At 36.9% G+C, this 19073-nt stretch carries 22 protein-coding genes; 8 read left to right on the top strand and 14 right to left on the bottom strand.

The annotated features are described in order from the left end of the window. Nucleotides 1–70: 70 nt before the first annotated feature. The 3 genes from AC59HZ_RS05775 to AC59HZ_RS05765 all read right to left on the bottom strand — a co-directional run bounded on the left by AC59HZ_RS05775 (nt 71) and on the right by AC59HZ_RS05765 (nt 3300). The gene (locus tag AC59HZ_RS05775) at nt 71–847 is read right to left on the bottom strand and encodes a DUF2268 domain-containing putative Zn-dependent protease (RefSeq protein WP_496544911.1); all 777 of its coding nucleotides are present in this window, start codon (nt 845–847) and stop codon (nt 71–73) included. Nucleotides 848–1073: 226 nt separating this feature from the next. Continuing rightward, the gene (gene fabF / locus AC59HZ_RS05770) at nt 1074–2312 is read right to left on the bottom strand and encodes a beta-ketoacyl-ACP synthase II (protein WP_496544910.1); all 1239 of its coding nucleotides are present in this window, start codon (nt 2310–2312) and stop codon (nt 1074–1076) included. 55 nt (nt 2313–2367) lie between these two features. Continuing rightward, the gene (locus AC59HZ_RS05765; RefSeq protein WP_496545343.1) at nt 2368–3300 is read right to left on the bottom strand and encodes a beta-ketoacyl-ACP synthase III; all 933 of its coding nucleotides are present in this window, start codon (nt 3298–3300) and stop codon (nt 2368–2370) included. A 203-nt stretch (nt 3301–3503) separates the two neighbouring features. On the opposite strand from AC59HZ_RS05765, the gene AC59HZ_RS05760 reads away from it, so the two are divergent. Beyond that, nucleotides 3504–3797: a hypothetical protein gene (locus tag AC59HZ_RS05760; protein ID WP_496544909.1), complete on the top strand. Its 294-nt coding sequence runs from the start codon at nt 3504–3506 to the stop codon at nt 3795–3797. A 38-nt stretch (nt 3798–3835) separates the two neighbouring features. On the opposite strand, the gene AC59HZ_RS05755 is transcribed toward AC59HZ_RS05760, so the two are convergent. The 4 genes from AC59HZ_RS05755 to AC59HZ_RS05740 form a co-directional block, all read right to left on the bottom strand. Further along, on the bottom strand, nt 3836–4033 hold the full coding sequence (locus AC59HZ_RS05755; protein ID WP_496544908.1) for a ComZ family protein: 198 nt from the start codon (nt 4031–4033) through the stop codon (nt 3836–3838). A 23-nt stretch (nt 4034–4056) separates the two neighbouring features. Continuing rightward, entirely contained in the window at nt 4057–5007 is a 951-nt protein-coding gene (locus AC59HZ_RS05750; RefSeq protein ID WP_496544907.1) for a BMP family ABC transporter substrate-binding protein, read from the bottom strand. Nucleotides 5008–5179: 172 nt separating this feature from the next. Then, a complete protein-coding gene (locus AC59HZ_RS05745; RefSeq protein ID WP_496544906.1) occupies nt 5180–6013 on the bottom strand; it encodes a hypothetical protein in 834 nt (277 codons plus the stop codon). Between the two features lie 80 nt (nt 6014–6093). Beyond that, entirely contained in the window at nt 6094–6816 is a 723-nt protein-coding gene (locus AC59HZ_RS05740) for a hydrolase (RefSeq protein ID WP_496544905.1), read from the bottom strand. A 201-nt stretch (nt 6817–7017) separates the two neighbouring features. Between AC59HZ_RS05740 and AC59HZ_RS05735 the strand changes: the two genes are divergently transcribed. After that, complete coding sequence (locus AC59HZ_RS05735; protein WP_430064968.1) at nt 7018–7200, top strand: DUF2929 family protein; 183 nt, start codon at nt 7018–7020, stop codon at nt 7198–7200. Between the two features lie 62 nt (nt 7201–7262). Here the strand turns inward: AC59HZ_RS05735 and clpB are convergent, their stop codons facing one another. Together clpB and AC59HZ_RS05725 are read right to left on the bottom strand one after the other, a co-directional pair. Next, entirely contained in the window at nt 7263–9857 is a 2595-nt protein-coding gene (clpB, locus tag AC59HZ_RS05730) for an ATP-dependent chaperone ClpB (RefSeq protein WP_496544904.1), read from the bottom strand. A gap of 125 nt (nt 9858–9982) precedes the next feature. Beyond that, nucleotides 9983–10162 carry a YjzC family protein gene (locus tag AC59HZ_RS05725; RefSeq protein WP_223592850.1) on the bottom strand — a complete coding sequence of 60 codons (180 nt, stop codon included), beginning with the start codon at nt 10160–10162 and terminating at the stop codon, nt 9983–9985. Between the two features lie 281 nt (nt 10163–10443). On the opposite strand from AC59HZ_RS05725, the gene AC59HZ_RS05720 reads away from it, so the two are divergent. Next, a complete protein-coding gene (locus tag AC59HZ_RS05720) occupies nt 10444–11136 on the top strand; it encodes a Crp/Fnr family transcriptional regulator (RefSeq protein WP_496544903.1) in 693 nt (230 codons plus the stop codon). Between the two features lie 27 nt (nt 11137–11163). Here the strand turns inward: AC59HZ_RS05720 and mobB are convergent, their stop codons facing one another. Both mobB and AC59HZ_RS05710 read right to left on the bottom strand, forming a co-directional pair. After that, nucleotides 11164–11694 carry a molybdopterin-guanine dinucleotide biosynthesis protein B gene (gene mobB / locus AC59HZ_RS05715; RefSeq protein ID WP_496544902.1) on the bottom strand — a complete coding sequence of 177 codons (531 nt, stop codon included), beginning with the start codon at nt 11692–11694 and terminating at the stop codon, nt 11164–11166. After that, nucleotides 11682–12947, bottom strand: a complete 1266-nt coding sequence (locus AC59HZ_RS05710) for a molybdopterin molybdotransferase MoeA (protein ID WP_496544901.1) — start codon at nt 12945–12947, stop codon at nt 11682–11684. Before AC59HZ_RS05710 ends, mobB begins: the two co-directional genes overlap by 13 nt. 226 nt (nt 12948–13173) lie before the next feature. Between AC59HZ_RS05710 and ric the strand changes: the two genes are divergently transcribed. Then, nucleotides 13174–13872 (top strand): iron-sulfur cluster repair di-iron protein, encoded by a 699-nt coding sequence (gene ric, locus AC59HZ_RS05705; protein ID WP_496544900.1) that lies wholly within the window; start codon nt 13174–13176, stop codon nt 13870–13872. Between the two features lie 37 nt (nt 13873–13909). On the opposite strand, the gene moaA is transcribed toward ric, so the two are convergent. After that, a complete protein-coding gene (moaA, locus tag AC59HZ_RS05700) occupies nt 13910–14926 on the bottom strand; it encodes a GTP 3',8-cyclase MoaA (RefSeq protein WP_496544899.1) in 1017 nt (338 codons plus the stop codon). A gap of 281 nt (nt 14927–15207) precedes the next feature. Here moaA and AC59HZ_RS05695 point away from each other — a divergent pair, with 281 nt between their 5' ends. After that, on the top strand, nt 15208–15906 hold the full coding sequence (locus tag AC59HZ_RS05695; RefSeq protein ID WP_496544898.1) for a Crp/Fnr family transcriptional regulator: 699 nt from the start codon (nt 15208–15210) through the stop codon (nt 15904–15906). A gap of 50 nt (nt 15907–15956) precedes the next feature. On the opposite strand, the gene AC59HZ_RS05690 is transcribed toward AC59HZ_RS05695, so the two are convergent. Together AC59HZ_RS05690 and AC59HZ_RS05685 are read right to left on the bottom strand one after the other, a co-directional pair. Beyond that, complete coding sequence (locus tag AC59HZ_RS05690; RefSeq protein ID WP_496544897.1) at nt 15957–17066, bottom strand: TIGR04053 family radical SAM/SPASM domain-containing protein; 1110 nt, start codon at nt 17064–17066, stop codon at nt 15957–15959. A 175-nt stretch (nt 17067–17241) separates the two neighbouring features. Next, nucleotides 17242–17550, bottom strand: a complete 309-nt coding sequence (locus AC59HZ_RS05685) for a metal-sulfur cluster assembly factor (RefSeq protein ID WP_430064988.1) — start codon at nt 17548–17550, stop codon at nt 17242–17244. A 233-nt stretch (nt 17551–17783) separates the two neighbouring features. On the opposite strand from AC59HZ_RS05685, the gene AC59HZ_RS05680 reads away from it, so the two are divergent. The 3 genes from AC59HZ_RS05680 (at nt 17784) to AC59HZ_RS05670 (ending at nt 19050) form a co-directional block, all read left to right on the top strand. Beyond that, entirely contained in the window at nt 17784–18599 is an 816-nt protein-coding gene (locus AC59HZ_RS05680) for a Cof-type HAD-IIB family hydrolase (protein WP_496544896.1), read from the top strand. 111 nt (nt 18600–18710) lie between these two features. Then, nucleotides 18711–18863 (top strand): hypothetical protein, encoded by a 153-nt coding sequence (locus tag AC59HZ_RS05675; RefSeq protein ID WP_496544895.1) that lies wholly within the window; start codon nt 18711–18713, stop codon nt 18861–18863. Nucleotide 18864: 1 nt separating this feature from the next. Then, nucleotides 18865–19050 carry a DUF3813 domain-containing protein gene (locus AC59HZ_RS05670; RefSeq protein ID WP_430064994.1) on the top strand — a complete coding sequence of 62 codons (186 nt, stop codon included), beginning with the start codon at nt 18865–18867 and terminating at the stop codon, nt 19048–19050. The last annotated feature ends 23 nt before the right edge of the window (nt 19051–19073 follow it).

Below are 19073 nucleotides of genomic sequence, written 5' to 3'. Positions count from 1 at the left end.
TTGCTAATATTCCAACTTATCAAAATAAAAAAAGCCCTAGTTTTATAGGCTTTTTTTACTAATTATCTGGTTATTGCTTTAAAAAACCTGATGAAGGGGCCGAAAAAGATAGTTTTGTAGAATATTGATGTGTTTTGTAATATTCCCCAACAATATTATACCCTGCAGCATATCCAAGCAGCTTGGGTATCCTCCCGCCTCCATACAATAATAGGTCATGGATCCTTTCATCTTTTTTACAGCTTAACTGTTTTTTCATATATTTATCCCAAAATATAGATAATTCCTTTTCAGAATACATTTTGCACCAATTTGCCAGGTATTCTTTTCCACAATTTTTTAATACGGCATATTCTGCCAGACCCTCTATTACAATTGAGTCCAGCAGCGTATATTCTTCCATTTTTTTGTTTAGAGCTTGAAGGCGGCATACATGATGGTATTCATGGACAAAAAGTGCCTCTAATTCTTTAGGGTCCTCAATAGCTGAAAGAAACAGAAACATTTTATCGGGGAATGAAACCCCGCCCTTTTGTCTTTCATCCTTCCGTATAAAAAATCCTCCTGATTGGCCTATCGGAAAGAGAAAGACAGGTACATCCGGTCCAGACCATTTATTCTTATAGTTTTGAAACAACCGTTCAACACGATCCCACGCTTTCTGTTCAACCATTCGATTTAAATTTCTCTTTGAACTTCCCTGTGGACTATACATCCCAAAATTCATTAATTGGCGGTATATTGCCGGAGCAGACTGCCCGTTAAAATTCGGTTTCAATCTTTCACAGATTTTACCTGGCTGTTCAAAATCATCCATTAACCATTTATCCGTTCGAATAATGCCCATTTTTTCCTCACCTCGACAACATATCTTCTGATCATTTTATGAATGTTAAAAGGATAGGTTCGTAAAGAAGGATAGAGAATTTTTCGAAATGCTCGGTTAAACTTGGTTGTTGATTTGCGCTCCAGGCACTTCGCTCCAATTAACGGTGTTAAAAATCAACTATGTCCTTTAACACAGCCATTCAAAAAAAAATCGGCCAGTAAGAACCTGACCGAGTTTTTATATACTATTCGTATTTTTTTAAGACAATTGTCGCGTTATGACCACCAAAGCCTAATGAATTACTCATGGCTGCTTTAATTTCCATTGGACGTGCCGCATTTACAACATAGTCCAGATCACATTCCGGATCTGGCGTTACATAATTCATTGTCGGTGGAAGCATCCTGTCTCTGATTGCCAATACAGTAAAGATGGCTTCAACACCACCTGCTGCGCCAAGTAAATGTCCAGTCATGGATTTGGTTGAACTCATCGCAAGCTTATAGGCATGCTCGCCAAATACTTCTTTAACGGCAAGTGTTTCAAATTTATCATTGTATTCTGTACTTGTTCCGTGAGCATTAATATAATCAATATCTTCTGGCTTTAAGCCTCCATCACTAATCGCCATTTTCATTGCTCGGGCCCCGCCCTCACCACCTGGTGCCGGTGCAGTAATATGATAGGCATCACCTGTTGCCCCGTATCCAATGATTTCAGCATAAATTTTCGCTCCGCGTGCCAATGCATGCTCTAACTCTTCCAAGACGATGATTCCTGCTCCTTCACCAATTACAAAGCCGTCGCGATTTTTATCAAAAGGCCTGCTCGCTGTCATTGGATCAGGGTTTGTGGAAAGGGCAGTGTTGGCACAGAACCCAGCAACTGACATTCTTGTAATTGGCGCTTCTGCACCGCCTGATACCATAACATCTGCATCACCACGCTGAATCACCTTGAAGGCATCTCCAATTGAATTTGTGCCGGTTGCACAGGCTGTAACCGTACAAGAGTTAAATCCCCGTGCACCAAGTGTAATGGAAACCTGGCCAGTTGCCATATCTGGAATCAACATTGGTACGAAGAAAGGACTTACACGTTTATAGCCCCTTTTTTGAAAAATTTCAAATTGCTGTTCAAAGGTTTCCATACCACCAATTCCAGAACCAATCCATACACCCACGCGGTGAGAATTTTCTTCATTGATAGTTAAATTAGCATCTTTTACAGCCATTATTGCACTTGCAACTGCAAATTGCGTAAAACGATCCATTTTTCTTGCATCTTTTTTATCCATAAATACTTCTGGATTAAAATCCTTTACTTCAGCAGCAACCTTCGCTGGATACTCGTCTGCATTTACTCTTGTCAGCGGACCAATTCCTGATTTCCCTTCAAGTATCCCTTTCCAAGTTGTTTCAGCATCATTTCCAAGTGGTGACACTGCTCCTACGCCCGTAACTACGACCCTGCGCTTTTCCATTTGTACATCTCCTTTTCTCTGTTAACTTTTTCCTATTTTTATATAAAGAATCTTCTTATTTACCCCAACGGATTGCAATGGCTCCCCAAGTCAAGCCCCCGCCAAAACCAACCATGACTATGAGGTCATCATCTTTAATCTTTCCTGCTTCTAATTCTTCTACAATTGAAATGGGTATTGATGCTGCAGAAGTATTTCCATATTTATGAATTGTTTTAGACATTTTTTCAATTGGGAGCTCTAAACGCTGTCTCGATGCTTCCATGATCCGAATATTGGCTTGATGTGGGATTAGGAAATCGACATCATCCTTGGTAAGTCCTGCTTTTTCAAGAACATTTATACAGCTCTCTCCCATTTGTCTAACGGCAAATTTGAAAACTTCACGGCCATTCATAATGATATATTCATCTTGAAATAAATGCTTTGCCCCAGTCCCATCTGCACCAAGCTCAAATGAAAGGATTCCTCGATTTTCGGATACTTGGCCAAGTACGACTGCTCCGGCACCGTCCCCAAATAGAACAGCGGTATTTCGATCGCTCCAATCCGTAATTTTAGAAAGCTTTTCAACCCCTACAACAAGTACATGTTTATATTCTCCTGTTTCTATAAACTGTTTCCCAGTGATAATTCCATACATGAACCCAGCACATGCTGCACTAACATCCATTGCTGCTGCCTTATAGGCCCCTAATTTTTCCTGAATTCTGCAGGCAACGGATGGAAAAGGTGAATCTGGAGTAACTGTTGCTACCAAGATTAAATCAATTTCTTCTGGATTTATACCTGCGTTTTGAATTGCTTTTTGGGCAGCAGACAGTGCCATATCAGATGTATTAACATCGTCTGATGCTATCCTTCGCTCTTCGATGCCTGTCATAGTTCGAATCCATTCATCAGAGGTATCCATCATTTTTTCTAACTCATGATTGGTGAGAATTTTTTCAGGTAAATACCTTCCTATTCCAACAATACCAGCTTTCATCATTCCATCTCCTTTAATATTATAAGCTCTCTATACCTAAGATTAATATCAATTATTATGACTTGGTACTAATTTTATCAAATGAGACCTTATTTAAGCAACTGTTACTTACTTTTACCCATCCGCTAGAGTACATTCCTTTTGTTAGTTTGTTCATATTCTAAAGGTAAGAGACATTTTTCTTTGAAGGAGTGTGAGAGGTAATGGAAGATTGGGAAAAAGAGGAATCAACTTTAGAAGAGCAGCCAATGAACTCTGAGGTTGAAAAGCATCATGATCGGTTTACCAGTTTCATGTTTGGACCAAGAAGACCTCAACATGAAAGGAGCCAACTATTTGGCAATCGGCATACTCAAAATTCACATCAAAACCAACCAGATATCGACTATGAACAACTAATGATGAATATTGATACTTTATGGGAATCTATCCAAGGCTTTAAGCCATTATTTCAAAAATTCTATCCGTTTATCCAGCAATTTTGGAAAAAGAAATAAGCTGCCTTTTTTAACGGCAGCTTATTTTAATTATTTATTTATTGATTTACTTCCTTAAGAGCTTCTTCACGGCCAAGGTCATATGCTTCTTGCATAACCTTTGTAAATAAATTCATAAACGGTTCAATTAAGTTCATCGATAATTCTACTCCTGATTTTTCCAGTTGTTCCTTTGCTTCAGGTAAATATTTCATAGCAATCATCATAAATTGTAATGACTTATCTTCGTTGTTCATATGTATCCCCTTTAATATTTATTTTATTGTGGTAACTTCCCAGTTTGCTTAAATGTTTGGATTTGCTTATTAATTTTCTTAATAAATTCCTTGCTCACTAAGGGACTATATTTCCCTAGAGTTATGACATTATCTTGAAAATCGAAGGAAAGGTTTCCTTCATTTAATTTACCGTTATTAAATTGTTCTGCAACCTTCTCATATAATTTATCAACCTGCTGAATCGTGCTTGTTAGTACCGTTGATTCACCCAAATCTGATTGGTCAGAAACATAACCAATAACATATAGTCCTCGTTCCTTGACTCTTTCAATAACAGGGACATTGAAGCCATCCCCAGCAGGATAAATTACATCGACCCCTTTGTCCATCATATGATCGACTAATTGTATAGCTTTTTTTTCATCATCCCAATTCCCTACGTATTCTATACTTACTTGGGCATTTTTATTTTCTGCCAATGCTCCTTGATAGAATCCTTCTATTTCTGGCTGCCATTCATAGGCAGCTAACACTCCTACTTTCTGTCCCTTTGACATGTGGGAAGCAACCATACCGCCAAAAAAGCCCATCGCGTGTGCTTTAAAATTCAAGCTGGTAGTGTTAGCGTTTTTAGCATCGCCATTAAAACTGACAAAGTGAATTTTAGGATAATCCTTTGAAATCATATTAAAATACTCAGCATACTCTGAACCATGACCAAAAATAAGATTTACCCCTTTTTGATCAAACTCTTTTACAGCCCTTTCAACTACCGATTCAGAATTCATACCCTCTTTATAGTAAACTTCCACATTGAATTTCGATTGTATTTTTAGCATTCCTTTAAAGCCCTTTGTTCCCCATACTTGGTCATTTACCGTTTCAGGCACTAATAAGCCAACATTTTGTAATTTGCCTGAGGGCTTTTTTGTTACCCCGCAGGCCCCAAGTAAAAAAAGACATAAAAGAATGATCCCGAAACGGTTTAACATTCAATGCATCTCCTTCATACCGCTGCCATTTCTATACCTCATTTCTTTCTAGATATAATAATGGACCTGTTATTCCTCAATTTTCAACTTTTATTCTACCCTTTGAATAATAAAATGAAAAGATAAATTTCCTACACTGCCACTTTCTGTATATATAGAACACTATCATATATTAACGGCTTCCGTACAACTGGTCTGCTTGATTTTTTTGCTTCAAAAATGATTCGGAAATCGGGGTGACTTTTTTAATTGGGATTTTAACAACTGTTGGATCTATTGCAAAAGGTTCAATACGGTTTGAATGAATAAGATTCTGTTCAATCTTTAAGTAGGACGCGCATGCATCCCAATAATTCTTCTTTCCACTTTCTAATACATAGCTTCCCTGCACATTTATGTCCATTATTTCAAAGATAGAATCGATTGCATCCTCCACAAAAATTGTATCTATTGTCCATTCCCTATTCGATTTAGAAATTTGTTTCCTTTGAAAGTCTGAGATAATCACTTGTTGAAATATAAAAGTTTCAGTCTGCCAGGGACCATAGATAGAAGGTAAATAAAAGAAATGAGTCTTTTTCACCAATCCTTTTACTTGATTCAAAAAGCCTCTGTGCATGTTTTCACCATCAGCTCCCAACAGTTGAATTGGGAGAATAAAGACAAATTCTGTGCAGGAATTATTTCGCTCAATATAGTTCAATATTGGCCCGGTAACCTTTTCCTCTAAATAAATATCATCCTTATATTGCATAAAGGAATCAAATAATGAATAAATAAGGACGGTGTCCGTATTTCCTTGACCGTGATTTTTCACCCAATCCAGTAGACCATGTTCAATAAAATTTGAATTTCTGCCAACTTCAAATCTTTTTTCATCAAGAAATTGGATTTTATCCATCTCTTCAATATTGACCCCATAAACCTCTATTCCTTTATTAAGTAACGTTTTGCAAATTTGAAAACTGACAAAATCATATACACCAAAAATAATGGCCTTGTCCATAAAATCTTCCTCCCCATACTATCCTTAATGAATCCTATGCGTTTGAATAAGGAATTATTTCATTATGGGGATGGGGAGGCTTAAAGGACCTCTTCATGGCTATTAAAAAACTTTATGCATATATCGCCAAGCTGCGGTTTCTTTTCTGGCAGCATATACGTTGGATTAATTTCAGGAGACTTGATAATTTTCTGATAAAGCGTTGATTGGTTATAAGATTTTCCTCCAGATAAAACATGAATAATCTTGACAGGAAATCCAAACTCAAGATTAACATGATCATCCATACTAAAAATGGTGCTTTCAAGTACATTTTGTTCTAGTTGATGAGCTGATACTAATTCTCGTATTAATTTTTTATAAAAGAACTTATGTTCCTTTTCCTGTTCTAAATGATGCTTTAATGAAATGATTGGGTTTAAAAGGATGACCGATCGAATACAGTTCTTTAATTTTTCCATTAATTTTACGGCAACTAGCGCGCCCATTCCTTCTGCTAAAATATGAATTTTATTATTTAGGATTTCACTTCGGATTACATGTTGATATAGCCGCTGTGCCAAATCAACAGATTTTTCGCTCCCCCAGTTTCGCCCATAAAGATTTGAGGAAAAAATCGTGTATCCCTTTTCTTTCAGTTGGTTGATAATAACGGACTTCCCTTCATTTTGTGTCCAAAAGCTTTTACAATCATCCACAAAATGCCGTTCATCTCCAATTATTAAGACCCCAAATCCAGTAGGCTTTTCTGGGTAATAAATGATATTCCATTGGGTATCCATCTGAAAATTTCGACTGTCCATAGGTAAATCTCCTTTTACATATTTCCTCACGATATTGTATGTTGGTTCACAAAAGATGAAAGGGAGTTTGCCTATATTTATTAATTTACATTTATGTGTAGACAACTAATTAAATGAGTGAATTATCAAATAAACATTTATTAATTAGAAGTCATATGGTAATATTAGAAATGATGTAAATAAGGTTAGAGGTGAAAAATAGTGCGATTCTTTTGGACTTTTTTCTGGTTATTTTTACTAGTACAAATGCTTACATATGTTGTAAGTTCAATGAATGGTGTTGCATTTGATGTTAAAGTTGGTTCCATTTTAGCTGTTGCTGTAACCATCTTAGTTTATGTCGTATCATCTTTGATACCAAATGAGCCTGTTGAAAAACATTAAGTGCGGATAAAAAAAGTCTTCCAAATCAATGGAAGACTTTTTTTACTGGAACAATCCCATGTTTATTTTATTAAAATTGTCACTTCTTCATTATGAATCGTAATTTCAACACTTGAACCATCATGGACTCTTCCTGCAATAATTTCTCGAGCTAACTTTGTTTCAATGTTCCTTTGGATGTAACGCTTTAGCGGTCTAGCACCATAGGTTGGGTCATACCCGTTAACTGCGATGAATTCCTTGGCTTCCTCATTGATTGAGATATTTATTTGCTGTTCTTTTAACCTGTTCTGAAGCTCTTTTAACATTTTGACGACAATATTTTTGATTTCTCCTAATGCTAATGGCTTAAATAGGATAATTTCATCAATACGGTTTAAAAATTCCGGACGAAAATGCACTCTTAATTGGCCCATTACCATTTCTTTTGCTGTTTCTGAAATTTCAATTTCATTTTCGACACGTTCAAGTAAAAATTGTGATCCGATATTGGAGGTCATAATAATAACGGTATTTTTAAAATCTACTACCCTTCCTTGTGAATCAGTGATGCGCCCATCATCTAAGGCTTGAAGGAGAATATTAAAGACTTCAGGATGAGCCTTTTCAATTTCGTCCATCAGAACAACCGAATAAGGTCTTCTTCTAACCGCTTCTGTCAGCTGCCCCCCTTCTTCATAACCAACATACCCTGGTGGAGCACCAATTAAGCGTGATACCGCATGCTTTTCCATATATTCCGACATATCGATACGAATAATATGTTCTTCACTATCAAATAAAGACTCCGCCAAAGCTTTTGCTAACTCTGTTTTCCCTACGCCAGTTGGCCCTAAAAAAAGAAAGGATCCAATTGGGCGATTAGGATCTTTAATGCCGGCCCTAGCCCGTAGTACTGCATCTGCTACCAAATTGACGGCTTCATTTTGCCCAATTACTCTCTCATGAAGAATTGCTTCGAGTTTCAATAACTTTTCTCTCTCCCCCTCAACTAATTTTGAGAGAGGAATTCCTGTCCACCTAGATACAATATTGGAAATTTCCTCACCTGTTACCTCTTCGCGCAGTAACCGATTCTCCTTTTCCGTTTCCATTTCTAAACTTTTAAGTTCTTTTTCAGCTAACGGAATTTGACCATGTCTTAATTCAGCAGCACGATTTAAATCGTATTTGTCCTCGGCTTGCTGCAGCTCACGGCGAAGCTTCTCCAGTTTTTCCCTTTTTTCTTGCAAAGTCTGAATGCTTTCTTTCTCTTCCAGCCATTTTGCCTTCATGGTATTAGACTGGTCCTTTAAATCTGCCAGTTCCTTTAGAAGGAATTCTAACCGTATTTTGCTTGCTTCATCGTTTTCTTTTCTTAAAGCAGCCTCCTCAATTTCTAACTGCATGACTCTGCGTGTTACTTCATCTAATTCTGTTGGCATTGAATCAATTTCGGTGCGAATTAAAGCACACGCTTCATCAACAAGATCTATTGCTTTGTCCGGGAGAAAACGATCAGTAATATAGCGGTCAGATAAAGTAGCTGCTGCTACTAAAGCATGATCGTGAATTTTCACACCATGGTGAACCTCGTATCGTTCCTTTAATCCACGTAAAATGGAAATGGTATCTTCCACATTTGGTTCTTGTACAAGCACCTGCTGGAACCTCCGTTCTAAAGCAGGGTCCTTTTCAATATACTTCCGATGCTCATCAAGTGTGGTTGCTCCAATACAATGAAGTTCACCGCGGGCAAGCATCGGCTTTAACATATTGCCTGCATCCATCGCTCCTTCTGTTTTTCCAGCACCAACAATGGTATGAATTTCATCAATAAACAGTAAGATTTGTCCATCACTTTTTTTGATTTCATTCAAAACCGCTTTTAATCGTTCTTCAAATTCACCTCTAAATTTTGCACCAGCAATTAACGAACTCATATCTAAGGAAAAGATGGTTTTATCCTTTAGTCCTTCGGGAACGTCCTTTCTAACAATCCGTTGGGCCAGTCCCTCCACAATGGCGGTTTTCCCTACCCCAGGTTCTCCGATTAAAACAGGATTATTCTTGGTCTTCCTTGATAAGATCCGAATTACATTGCGAATCTCCGTATCACGTCCAATAACCGGATCGACCTTTCCCGCCTTTACTTCAGCAACCAAATCTCTGCCATATTTTTTTAAAGCATCATATCCTGCTTCAGGATTCTGCGATGTCACTCTTTGGTTCCCCCTTATTTCTTTTATTGCTTTTAAAATATCTTCAGGTGTATGGCCAAAAGATTGAATGATTTTTTTCATTTCGGATTGTTTTGAATAGATTGCAGCTAAGAGAATATGCTCCACCGAGATATATTCATCTGAAAACTTTAGAGCGAATTCTTCGGCAGCTGCTAAAAGTCTTTGCATCGGGTCTGTAACATACAGTTTTCCGTGCTCTGCTCCAGTTCCAGTAACCTGAGGTTTTTTATCAAGGGATTCTTTCAGTTTTTTCTTAATGGTTTCTGATGGCAATGTCAATCGCTTAAATATAGATTCAATAAGACTGTCCTTTTGATTCATTAATGCCAAAAATAAATGGGATTCATCAATCTCTTGATGATTATTTTTTACTGCTAAAGATTGCGCATCCATTATTCCGTTTTGTAATCGTTCTGTCATTCGGTTTAAGTCCACTTTTCTCACTCCCTTATTGACCATTTTTGACCTATTACTTTTATTATAAAGCAATCACAGATTTTAAGTAAAATTTGACTAAGAAAAAAGTCATCCTGCATGGATGACTTTTTCTTTTTTTACTATTATGGTTTTCGTTGATAGGTCCAAACACGTTTATCATTGGATGTCTCCGGAAACGAGTCTCCGGCTTTTAATTTAATTTTTTTTGGATTGATCACATTGTCTCCAGTTTCACCTATTTCAATATACACACCGTTATTTGGTGCCTTTTTCCCTGATTTGAACTGATGATTTTGTCCCATTCTTTTCCCTCCTTATCGTCTACATCATTATTATTTCCTTTTCTAGAGTGTCCATTAAAGGAAGTTCTTTCTTTTTTTCACATTGTTCGACAGTATTTCCTAAGAAATAATCGAATCATGTTTGACTTTTTGACGATTGTATGAATTTATTCCACTTTTATTGCTAAATATTCTTTGTAAACAATATAATTATAGTAAAATCATGTAATAACCAACCTTGACTGTCAGTTAAAAAAGTTAAGTAATCGATTAATGTCGTACCATTAAAGGTGGTTTTATGTATGCAGGCAGCAAAAGAAATGCCAGTATCGTTGTTACATCTCCTTGAGAACGTACACCATACTAAAAAAATTGAAAAGGGATCATTTTTATTTCAAGAAGGCTCTCCAGCGGATGAAATGTATATCGTACAAAGTGGGATTTTGCAAATCAGTAAAATTATTCCAGATGGAAGAGAACTTACCTTAAGAATGTGCTCTAATGGTGATTTTATAGGTGAATTAAATTTATTTTCTCCCTCTTCAAGGTATTTATTAAGTGCACGGGTCGTTGAAAGTGGCGAGGTGGCTGTAATTTTGAAGGATGTTCTTGAGGAAAAACTATCGCAAAATCTTTCTGTTTCCTTTGAATTCATTAAATGGATGAGTCAGCAATATCGCAAAACCCAAACAAAATTTCGCGACCTTGTTTTACACGGAAAAAAAGGAGCTTTATACTCTACATTGATTCGATTAAGTAATAGCTATGGAATTAAAACCAATAAAGGAATATTGCTTGAAGTTCCATTAACAAATCAAGAATTAGCAAATTTCTGCGGTACATCAAGGGAAGTGGTTAATCGTTTATTAAGCGACCTTAGAAAAGAAAAAATTATTTCAATTGATAAAGGAACAATCACCATTCATGATTTAGAGTTTATAAAGAATGAAATTGATTGTGAGGATTGCCCAACGGAAATTTGCAAGGTTGATTAGTTAATTAAATCATTAAAAAAATCGGTCTTATTTGACCGATTTTTTTAATAAGTTTACAGTCCAGCTAATCGATGCTTCATCATTAATAAAAAAACATGGTATGTTCATTAGTTCTTCGAGGTGATTTCTTATGGATTCCTTCCAATAAACAACTGCCATTATATTGGTCACACTTTTTAACAAAGGAAGGTCTTCAAGATCCCTAAGTAATAAAAGCTTCGGGTATTTTTTTTGTTTATATCCTTCAATTAAAATCACATCTGGATGAAAAAAACTAATTAATTCTATCTGTTCTTCAATGCTGTTCTCCCATTTTTCTACCTGGAGAAGAAGCCTTCCATCACCTTCAATTATTGAGGCCGCTGCTCCTGCTGCGAGATATTTTGTAGAATCCTTATTATCCACTAAATCAGGCTTGCCGCCGTGTCCGTGGTGTTTAATTACTGCTGATATTAAACCTTGGCCTTTTAAGCTTTCAATTAGCCTTTCCATAAATGTCGTTTTTCCACTATTTTGGTAACCTACAATCTGAAAAATGACCGGTTCTACCAAGGCCACACACTACCCGTCTGATCCTCAAGGAGAAGAACCTCTATCTCTGTTCCTGCTGTAAAACCTCGGGTACCCCCTGGTAATATCATTAAAGAATTCGCTCCTGCAAGGCTCATAATAATATTCGACTTATCTAATCCGCTAGGTATCGCTTTAAGTCTGCCTTCTTGAATAAATGCGGAACTGCGGACAAATCGTGTAAAAGGATTTGCTTTAGGAAAATCAGCCTCTAGTATCGCTTTTTCTTTTCGTAAATGCGGTTTTTCCGAAAATAGACATTTTCGAAGAATTGGTCGTGCAAATAATTCAAAACCAACATAGCAAGCGGAAGGGTTACCAGAAAGCCCGAATAGGAGCCTTCCCTTGTGATGTGCGACTGTCGTAACACTGCCAGGACGCATCGCTACTTTATTAAAGAAAACCTCTGCTCCTAATTTTTCATAAATTCCAGGCAGGTAATCAAAGTCTCCAACTGAAACTCCTCCTGTGGTAACTAACAAATCGACTTTGTCCAGAGCATTTTTTACTGCTTCAAAGCATGTATCGAATTCATCTGGCAGTTTCCCGAAATAATGAACCGTTCCGCCTGCCCGTTCGATTTGAGCGGCGATCATATGAGAATTGCTGTTGCGAATCTTACCAGGAACTAATTCATCGTCGACTTCTAAAAGCTCTGTCCCTGTTGCGAATAAACCAACAATGGGTTTTTTCGCTACGGGGACGTTCTTGTACCCAAATGTTGCGAGCATTGCCTGAATTCCAGGATTAATTAGCGTTCCCTTTTTAACTAAACTTTCGCCTTCCTTTGCGTCTTCACCCCTGAAGGAAACATTGTCTCCTTTTTTAAAGCTTCGTTTGATCGATATATGTGGAATTCCATTCTTTTCATATGATTGTGCAACTTCAAACATTACAACACAATCGGTGCCTTCTGGCATCATAGCTCCTGTCATAATTCGTATAGCCTGGTTTTGTTTGACAACCTTAGTGGAGACCATCCCTGCACCAATATGATCAATTATTTCCAGTTCGACGAAATTTGACTGAGAGGCATCAGTAGTGTCAATCGATCTAACAGCAAAGCCATCATAGGGTGCCCTGTCAAAATGAGGCACATCACTTGTTGCAACTATATTCTCCGACAAAAAACGACCAAAGCTTTCCTCAATCAATACATACTCAGTTGACCCCTGTAATTGAAAGTTCATAATTTTTTTGACTGCTTCCCCTATCGCAAGGGGGGTTCTTCTTTCAAACAAATGAATCGGCTCCTATCTCAAAAAAACGGTATGTAATATAAATCATTCCTTATCATTATAAGCCTACAAAAAGCTTACAGACATATCAAAAGTCACAAAATTGATAGAAACTTAATTAATATAAAAAATCATTTGCAGAGTGTGATTCGTATCACCAAGTTTTATTCTTAATTCTAGTATGCTTATCTCAGAAACCAAATACCTTAATTTTAAGGAGGAACTATAAATGACTTTTCCATTCACGTCTACTTCATTAGTTAAAGATATTGTAAATGAATTACCTAAAACAAGTGATGTTTTCAAAAAGAACCGAATCGATTTTTGCTGTGGCGGCAACATTCCACTTTCAGAAGCTGTCGTACAAAACGGACTCAATATGGACAATTTGTTAGAAGAATTAAAAATCGTTTTTGAAAAATATGAACACGAGGAAAAAGATGTGGAAGTTTGGACAAATTCTGACTCTAATACGATTATTGATCATATTATCTCTAATTACCATCGTACTTCAGAAGAAGAATTAACAATGCTCAGCCCATATGTGACAAAAGTTTCTCGGGTACATGGCGATAACCATCCAGAGCTATTAAAAGTGTATGAATTATTTTATGAATTTAAAAAAGAATTGGTTGAACACATGAAGAAGGAAGAAGCGATTGTATTCCCATTAATCAGGAAATTAGCCGACGGAACAATTGAAAATAAAGAGGATGCCATAAATTTAATTACTGAGCTTGAAAAGGAACATGATCATGCAGGAGAGATTTTAAGACAAATCCGTGCGGTAACATCTGATTTCACTCTACCTCTCGATGCTTGTGGAACATACCGCTTAGTATATGCTCGTTTAGAAGCGCTGGAAAGTCTAACCTTCATGCATGTGCATCTTGAAAACAACATTTTATTTCCTCGATATATTGCATAGTAAAAAACAGCCCGCTTAACAATAAGCGGGCTGTTTTTTAACCACCGATATAAGACATTTCAATTTTTTTACGGCTTTTGTTTGTTTCTGCTGTTCTTTCATCAGAATATCGGTCGTCACGACCATTCCAAATCGCTGTAATCCGCATAGCTATTTCCTCATCGCTAGCACCATTTCTCATGAAATTCCGGATATCATGGCCATTTCCATTAAACAAACAAGTAAAAATCTGCCCATTTGCAGATAAACGTGAACGTGTACAGCTAGTACAGAATGACTCTGAAACAGAAGTAATAAATCCAACCTTCACATCAGAGTCTTTATAATGATAAAGCTTGGCCACTTCCCCAAAATAGGCCGGGTCTACTGGCTCTAGCTCAAAATGCTCTTTCAACAGAAGATAAATCTGTTTTTTAGTCACGACATCGTCCATCTTCCACCCGTTTGTTGAGCCAACATCCATAAACTCGATATAACGAAGCTCCAGTCCATGATTTTTACAGTACTGTGCCATTGGAATAATATCTGCATCATTCAGACCTTTTTTTACAACCATGTTGATTTTAACTCCAAGACCAGCTTGTTTTGCTGCTTCTATCCCCTCTAAAACTGGTCCAGTGCCTACCCCGCGTCCATTGATTTGTCCGAACAATTCATCATTTAAAGTATCAAGGCTTACATTTACTCGTTTAAGACCGGCTGATTTTAACTCTCCTGCCAATTTCGGCAGCAGGACTCCATTTGTTGTTAATCCGATGTCACTTAAACCTTCAATTGCAGAAAGCTTTTTTACAAGTATCGGTAAATCCTTGCGAAGCAGCGGCTCTCCTCCGGTTAAACGGATTTTTTCGACACCTAAATTAACAAATATTTTTCCTAGACGTTCAATTTCTTCATATGTCAATAGGGCCGACTTAGGAAGAAATTCAAAATCCGGTCCAAACTGATCAGCAGGCATACAGTATTGGCAGCGAAAATTACACCTGTCAATCACAGAGATACGTAAGTCACGTAGTGGTCGATTCAATTTATCTTTAATAATGGTTTTTTCCATTTGCATCAACTCCATTATTTAAAAAAAGCAAGAATTATCATAAGTGTATCAGTGTTTTACTAAAAAGACTGTTACTTTATTCACTATCAATATACTTTTAAATATTATTTTACCAGATGTTAAACATGGATGAAATAATTGTATATATAAAAAAATTTCGTATAAGTTTTCACTATATTGTCATTGTTTACTTAATATTATTGGCTGATCTTGAGATAAAATGTTACTAACGAATCCAAAATTGACATTTATTATAAAAATATGATAAGAGGTGATATCCTATGTTAGCACAAATGAAACCAACACATTCTATTGAAATAAAGGAATTACTTAAATTGGGGGACCGGAGATTCAAGAGTGAACGGGATAGTTATATATTTCAGGAGGGTATGATAGCTGAAGAACTTTACGTGATTGTTTCTGGCAAGATTCAAATCAGTAAAATTACTTCTGACGGGCGAGAGCTTTCCTTAAGAATTTGTGGAGAAAATGATATTTGTGGTGAATTGACTCTTTTTACCGATAGTCCAAAGTATCTATTGAGTGCCAAGGTTCTTGAAGAAGGCGAAATTGTCGCAATTAAAAAAGACGTAATCGAAAGTGAAATTTTCCTAAACAGTAAGCTCGCCTATGAATTTATGAAATGGATGAGTGATCATTTTCGAAAAACACAGACAAAATTTCGCGACCTCGTCCTTAATGGAAAACGCGGAGCACTTTTTTCAACCTTAATTCGAATGACAAATAGCTATGGAGTCGAAAAAGGCAATGAAATTTTAATTGACTTGCCATTAACCAATCAAGAACTTGCTAATTTCTGCGGCACTTCCCGTGAAAGCACAAACCGAATTCTTAGTGATTTAAAGAAAGAAAATATCATCTCTGTAAAAAAAGGAAAAATAACAATCTTAGATTTACAATATTTAAAGGATGAAATCGGCTGCGAAAATTGTTCAACTGTTTATTGCAATATTGAGTAAGATGGGAGATTTCTCCCATCCTTTTTTAATGGACTTAATTGTGTCTGTTTTTACCGTATTGCTTTTGGAATGTAAACACAGAATGGTTCACTTTCAAGGTAATCGCCCGTCATAGCATAGGCTCTTGACCTTGAGCCACCGCAAACATGCCGAAATTCGCAGACTCCACATTTCCCCTTAAATTCATCGGGATTTCTTAAAGATTTGAAAATAGGTGATTCCCGGTAAATTTCCGCTAATGGCTGCTCGCGAACATTTCCTGCTTTTACCGGAAGAAGACCACTAGGATATACATCTCCAATATGGGAAATGAACACAAAACCGTTACCATCATTTACTCCCTTTGGAGCACGGCCGAGCCCATCAATCGAACCTGTTAATCCCTGTTCTGTTAAAGCACTTAAATAATTGATTTCAGCTGTCTGTTCCTTTGCTTCACGCATTTTTTGCTGTATAACAACGCGGCGGTAATGCTGTGCAGCAGTTGTTTTAATATCAAAAGTAACTCGTTTGCTTAGTTCATATAGCCATCTAAATACTTTTTCATGTTCAACAGGAGAAATCATATCGGATTCCTGTCCTCTTCCCGTCGGAACTAGGAAAAAGACACTCCACAATACGCATCCTAAATCTTCCACCATTTTGGCCATATCATCAAGGTAGTTAATATTGTACCTAGAAATTACCGTATTAATCTGAATCGGGATTTCAAGCTCGTGTAAGTATTTAATTCTTTCCATTGTTAAATCAAACGACCCCGAAGTTCCGCGAAAATGATCATGGACTTCAGCAGTCGGTCCATCAATACTGAAGGCCCAGCGGGATAGACCAACCTCTTTTGCCTTTTCAATTGCTTCTTTTGTCACATTCGGTGTAGCACTTGGAGTCATCGAAACACGAACTCCTTTTTCTACAGCATATTTAGCAATATCAAAGACATCTTCCCGCATCAAAGGGTCCCCGCCTGTAAATACGAGCATTGGATTATTCATTTCATATATTTGATCAATAAGGTTTTTGCCTTCTTCGAAGGATAATTCACGAGGGTCACGTCTATACTGTGCTTCTGCGCGACAATGCAGGCATTTTAATTGACATGCACGTGTAAGCTCCCAAATAACAATAAAAGGGTCTTTATTAAAATCTCGGCTAAAAGCCATATGAAACGCCTCCTAATAACAGCTATTTCAAAATCAAATAGCCTTTATTACTTTGTATTATAAAGGTGTTTATAGGGTAAAAAAGTGAACTATCTCACAACCTGGCCATTTTATATGTCTGTTTTGTGAAAGTACAAAAAAAAACAGCAGAAATCTCTGCTGTTTTTAAGGTAACTTATCTAATTCCAAGCGCAATTTTTGCATAACGTGACATCATCTCTTTGTTCCATGGTGGATTCCAGACAATATTTACGTCAACATCTTTAATTTCAGGGATATCCGCTAATGCTCGTTTCACTTGGTCAACAATGGTGCCTGCAAGCGGGCAGCCCATAGTCGTAAGAGTCATTGTAACAGTTAGATTCCCTTCTTCATCCATTTCAGTATTATAAACTAATCCTAAATTAACAATATCTACACCTAACTCAGGGTCTATTACTAATTCTAAAGCACCCATTATATTTTCTTTTAAATCTTCATTCATTTTTTCCTCACTCCTATTTATTTTTGTTTTTATTATAACAAAAGCTAATTTTAAACCACATTACCTTTGCTTTTCATTCCTCTTAGTAAGTATAAAGTTTTTTTAATCCTTTTAATGTGAATTTTTTTACACTTTAGATATAAAATTGTTAACATAGAAACTATAGAAATAAAAATTTCCATAGCCGTAGTGTATCATGGAAATAAAATATTTCCTAAATAAAAGGAGTCCATATGGCAGAAAAACATTTAATCGCATTAGATTTGGATGGGACATTATTAAAGGATGATAAAACAATATCTGAAAAAACAAAGGACACCCTAAAAAAAGCGAGAGCGGAAGGTCATATCGTGATGATCGCTACAGGCAGACCCTTTCGCTCCAGCGAAATGTATTATCAGGAGCTCGAATTAGACACACCAATAGTAAATTTTAATGGCGCATTTATGCATCATCCGCGAAATCCAAAATGGGGCTTTTACCATGAACCGTTGGATGTCAAAGTGGCTAAGGAAATTGTTGAAGCCTGCAGAAGCTTTCATTTTCATAATATAATCGCTGAAGTAATGGATGATGTTTACTTCCATTACCATGATGAAAAGCTTATCGATATTTTTAACTTTGGAAATCCAAAAATAACAACAGGAGATTTAGCAAATTATTTACAGGATTCCCCTACTAGTTTGCTGATTCATACTGAAGAAGATCAATTAAAAACGATACGTGACCATTTATCAGCAGTTCATGCTGAAGTTGTTGATCATCGGAGTTGGGCAGCACCATGGCACGTAATAGAAATCATTAAGGTAGGTTTAAGTAAAGCTGTTGGATTGAAAAAGGCTGCCGATTACTTTGGTATCCCTTCAGAACGAATTATTGCTTTTGGGGATGAAGATAATGACCTAGAAATGCTTGAATATGCTGGTCACGGGATTGCGATGGGAAATGCAATTGATAAAGTAAAGAATATTGCCAATGATGTTACCCTTTCAAATGAAGAGGATGGAGTTGCACAATATTTGGCAAATTTGTTAAATTTAAAAGTTTAATCGCAATTCACCATTGTTTACCTAAATGAACGAATCTGGATTTGTGCATACTATTTTATGAGGCAGCATTGCTGCTTCAATTTGGGCTATGAGCATATTGGAGGGATTCGAATGGGTAAACGAAACAAATCAAAACGCTTTGTCCAGCAAGGAAAGGATACCGTCAGCAAACATGCCGAACGTATTCCTTATCACATGACCTACGCTGAAGCGGAAGCTCAGAAATTGGCCAATGTGCACGATTCCTCGATTGGAGGAGCATAGGATGGGAAACCTACTGTTCCAGGAAGCAAGGAGATTTGTTGAAATGGCGAAGTCTGCCAGCCCTGCTGATGTTGACTCTGCAGTAGCGAAAGCCAAGAACGCCCTAAGTTCAGCATTCGCCAATTCGACTGTTGCAGAACAAGCACAGCTCCAACAAATGCAACAAGAGCTTGAACAGATTACTTAAATTAAAAATAAGAAAAGCGGAAG

It is taken from the genome of Neobacillus sp. DZ-9, assembly GCF_059587065.1.
This window is presented reverse-complemented; position numbering and strand designations above follow the sequence as displayed.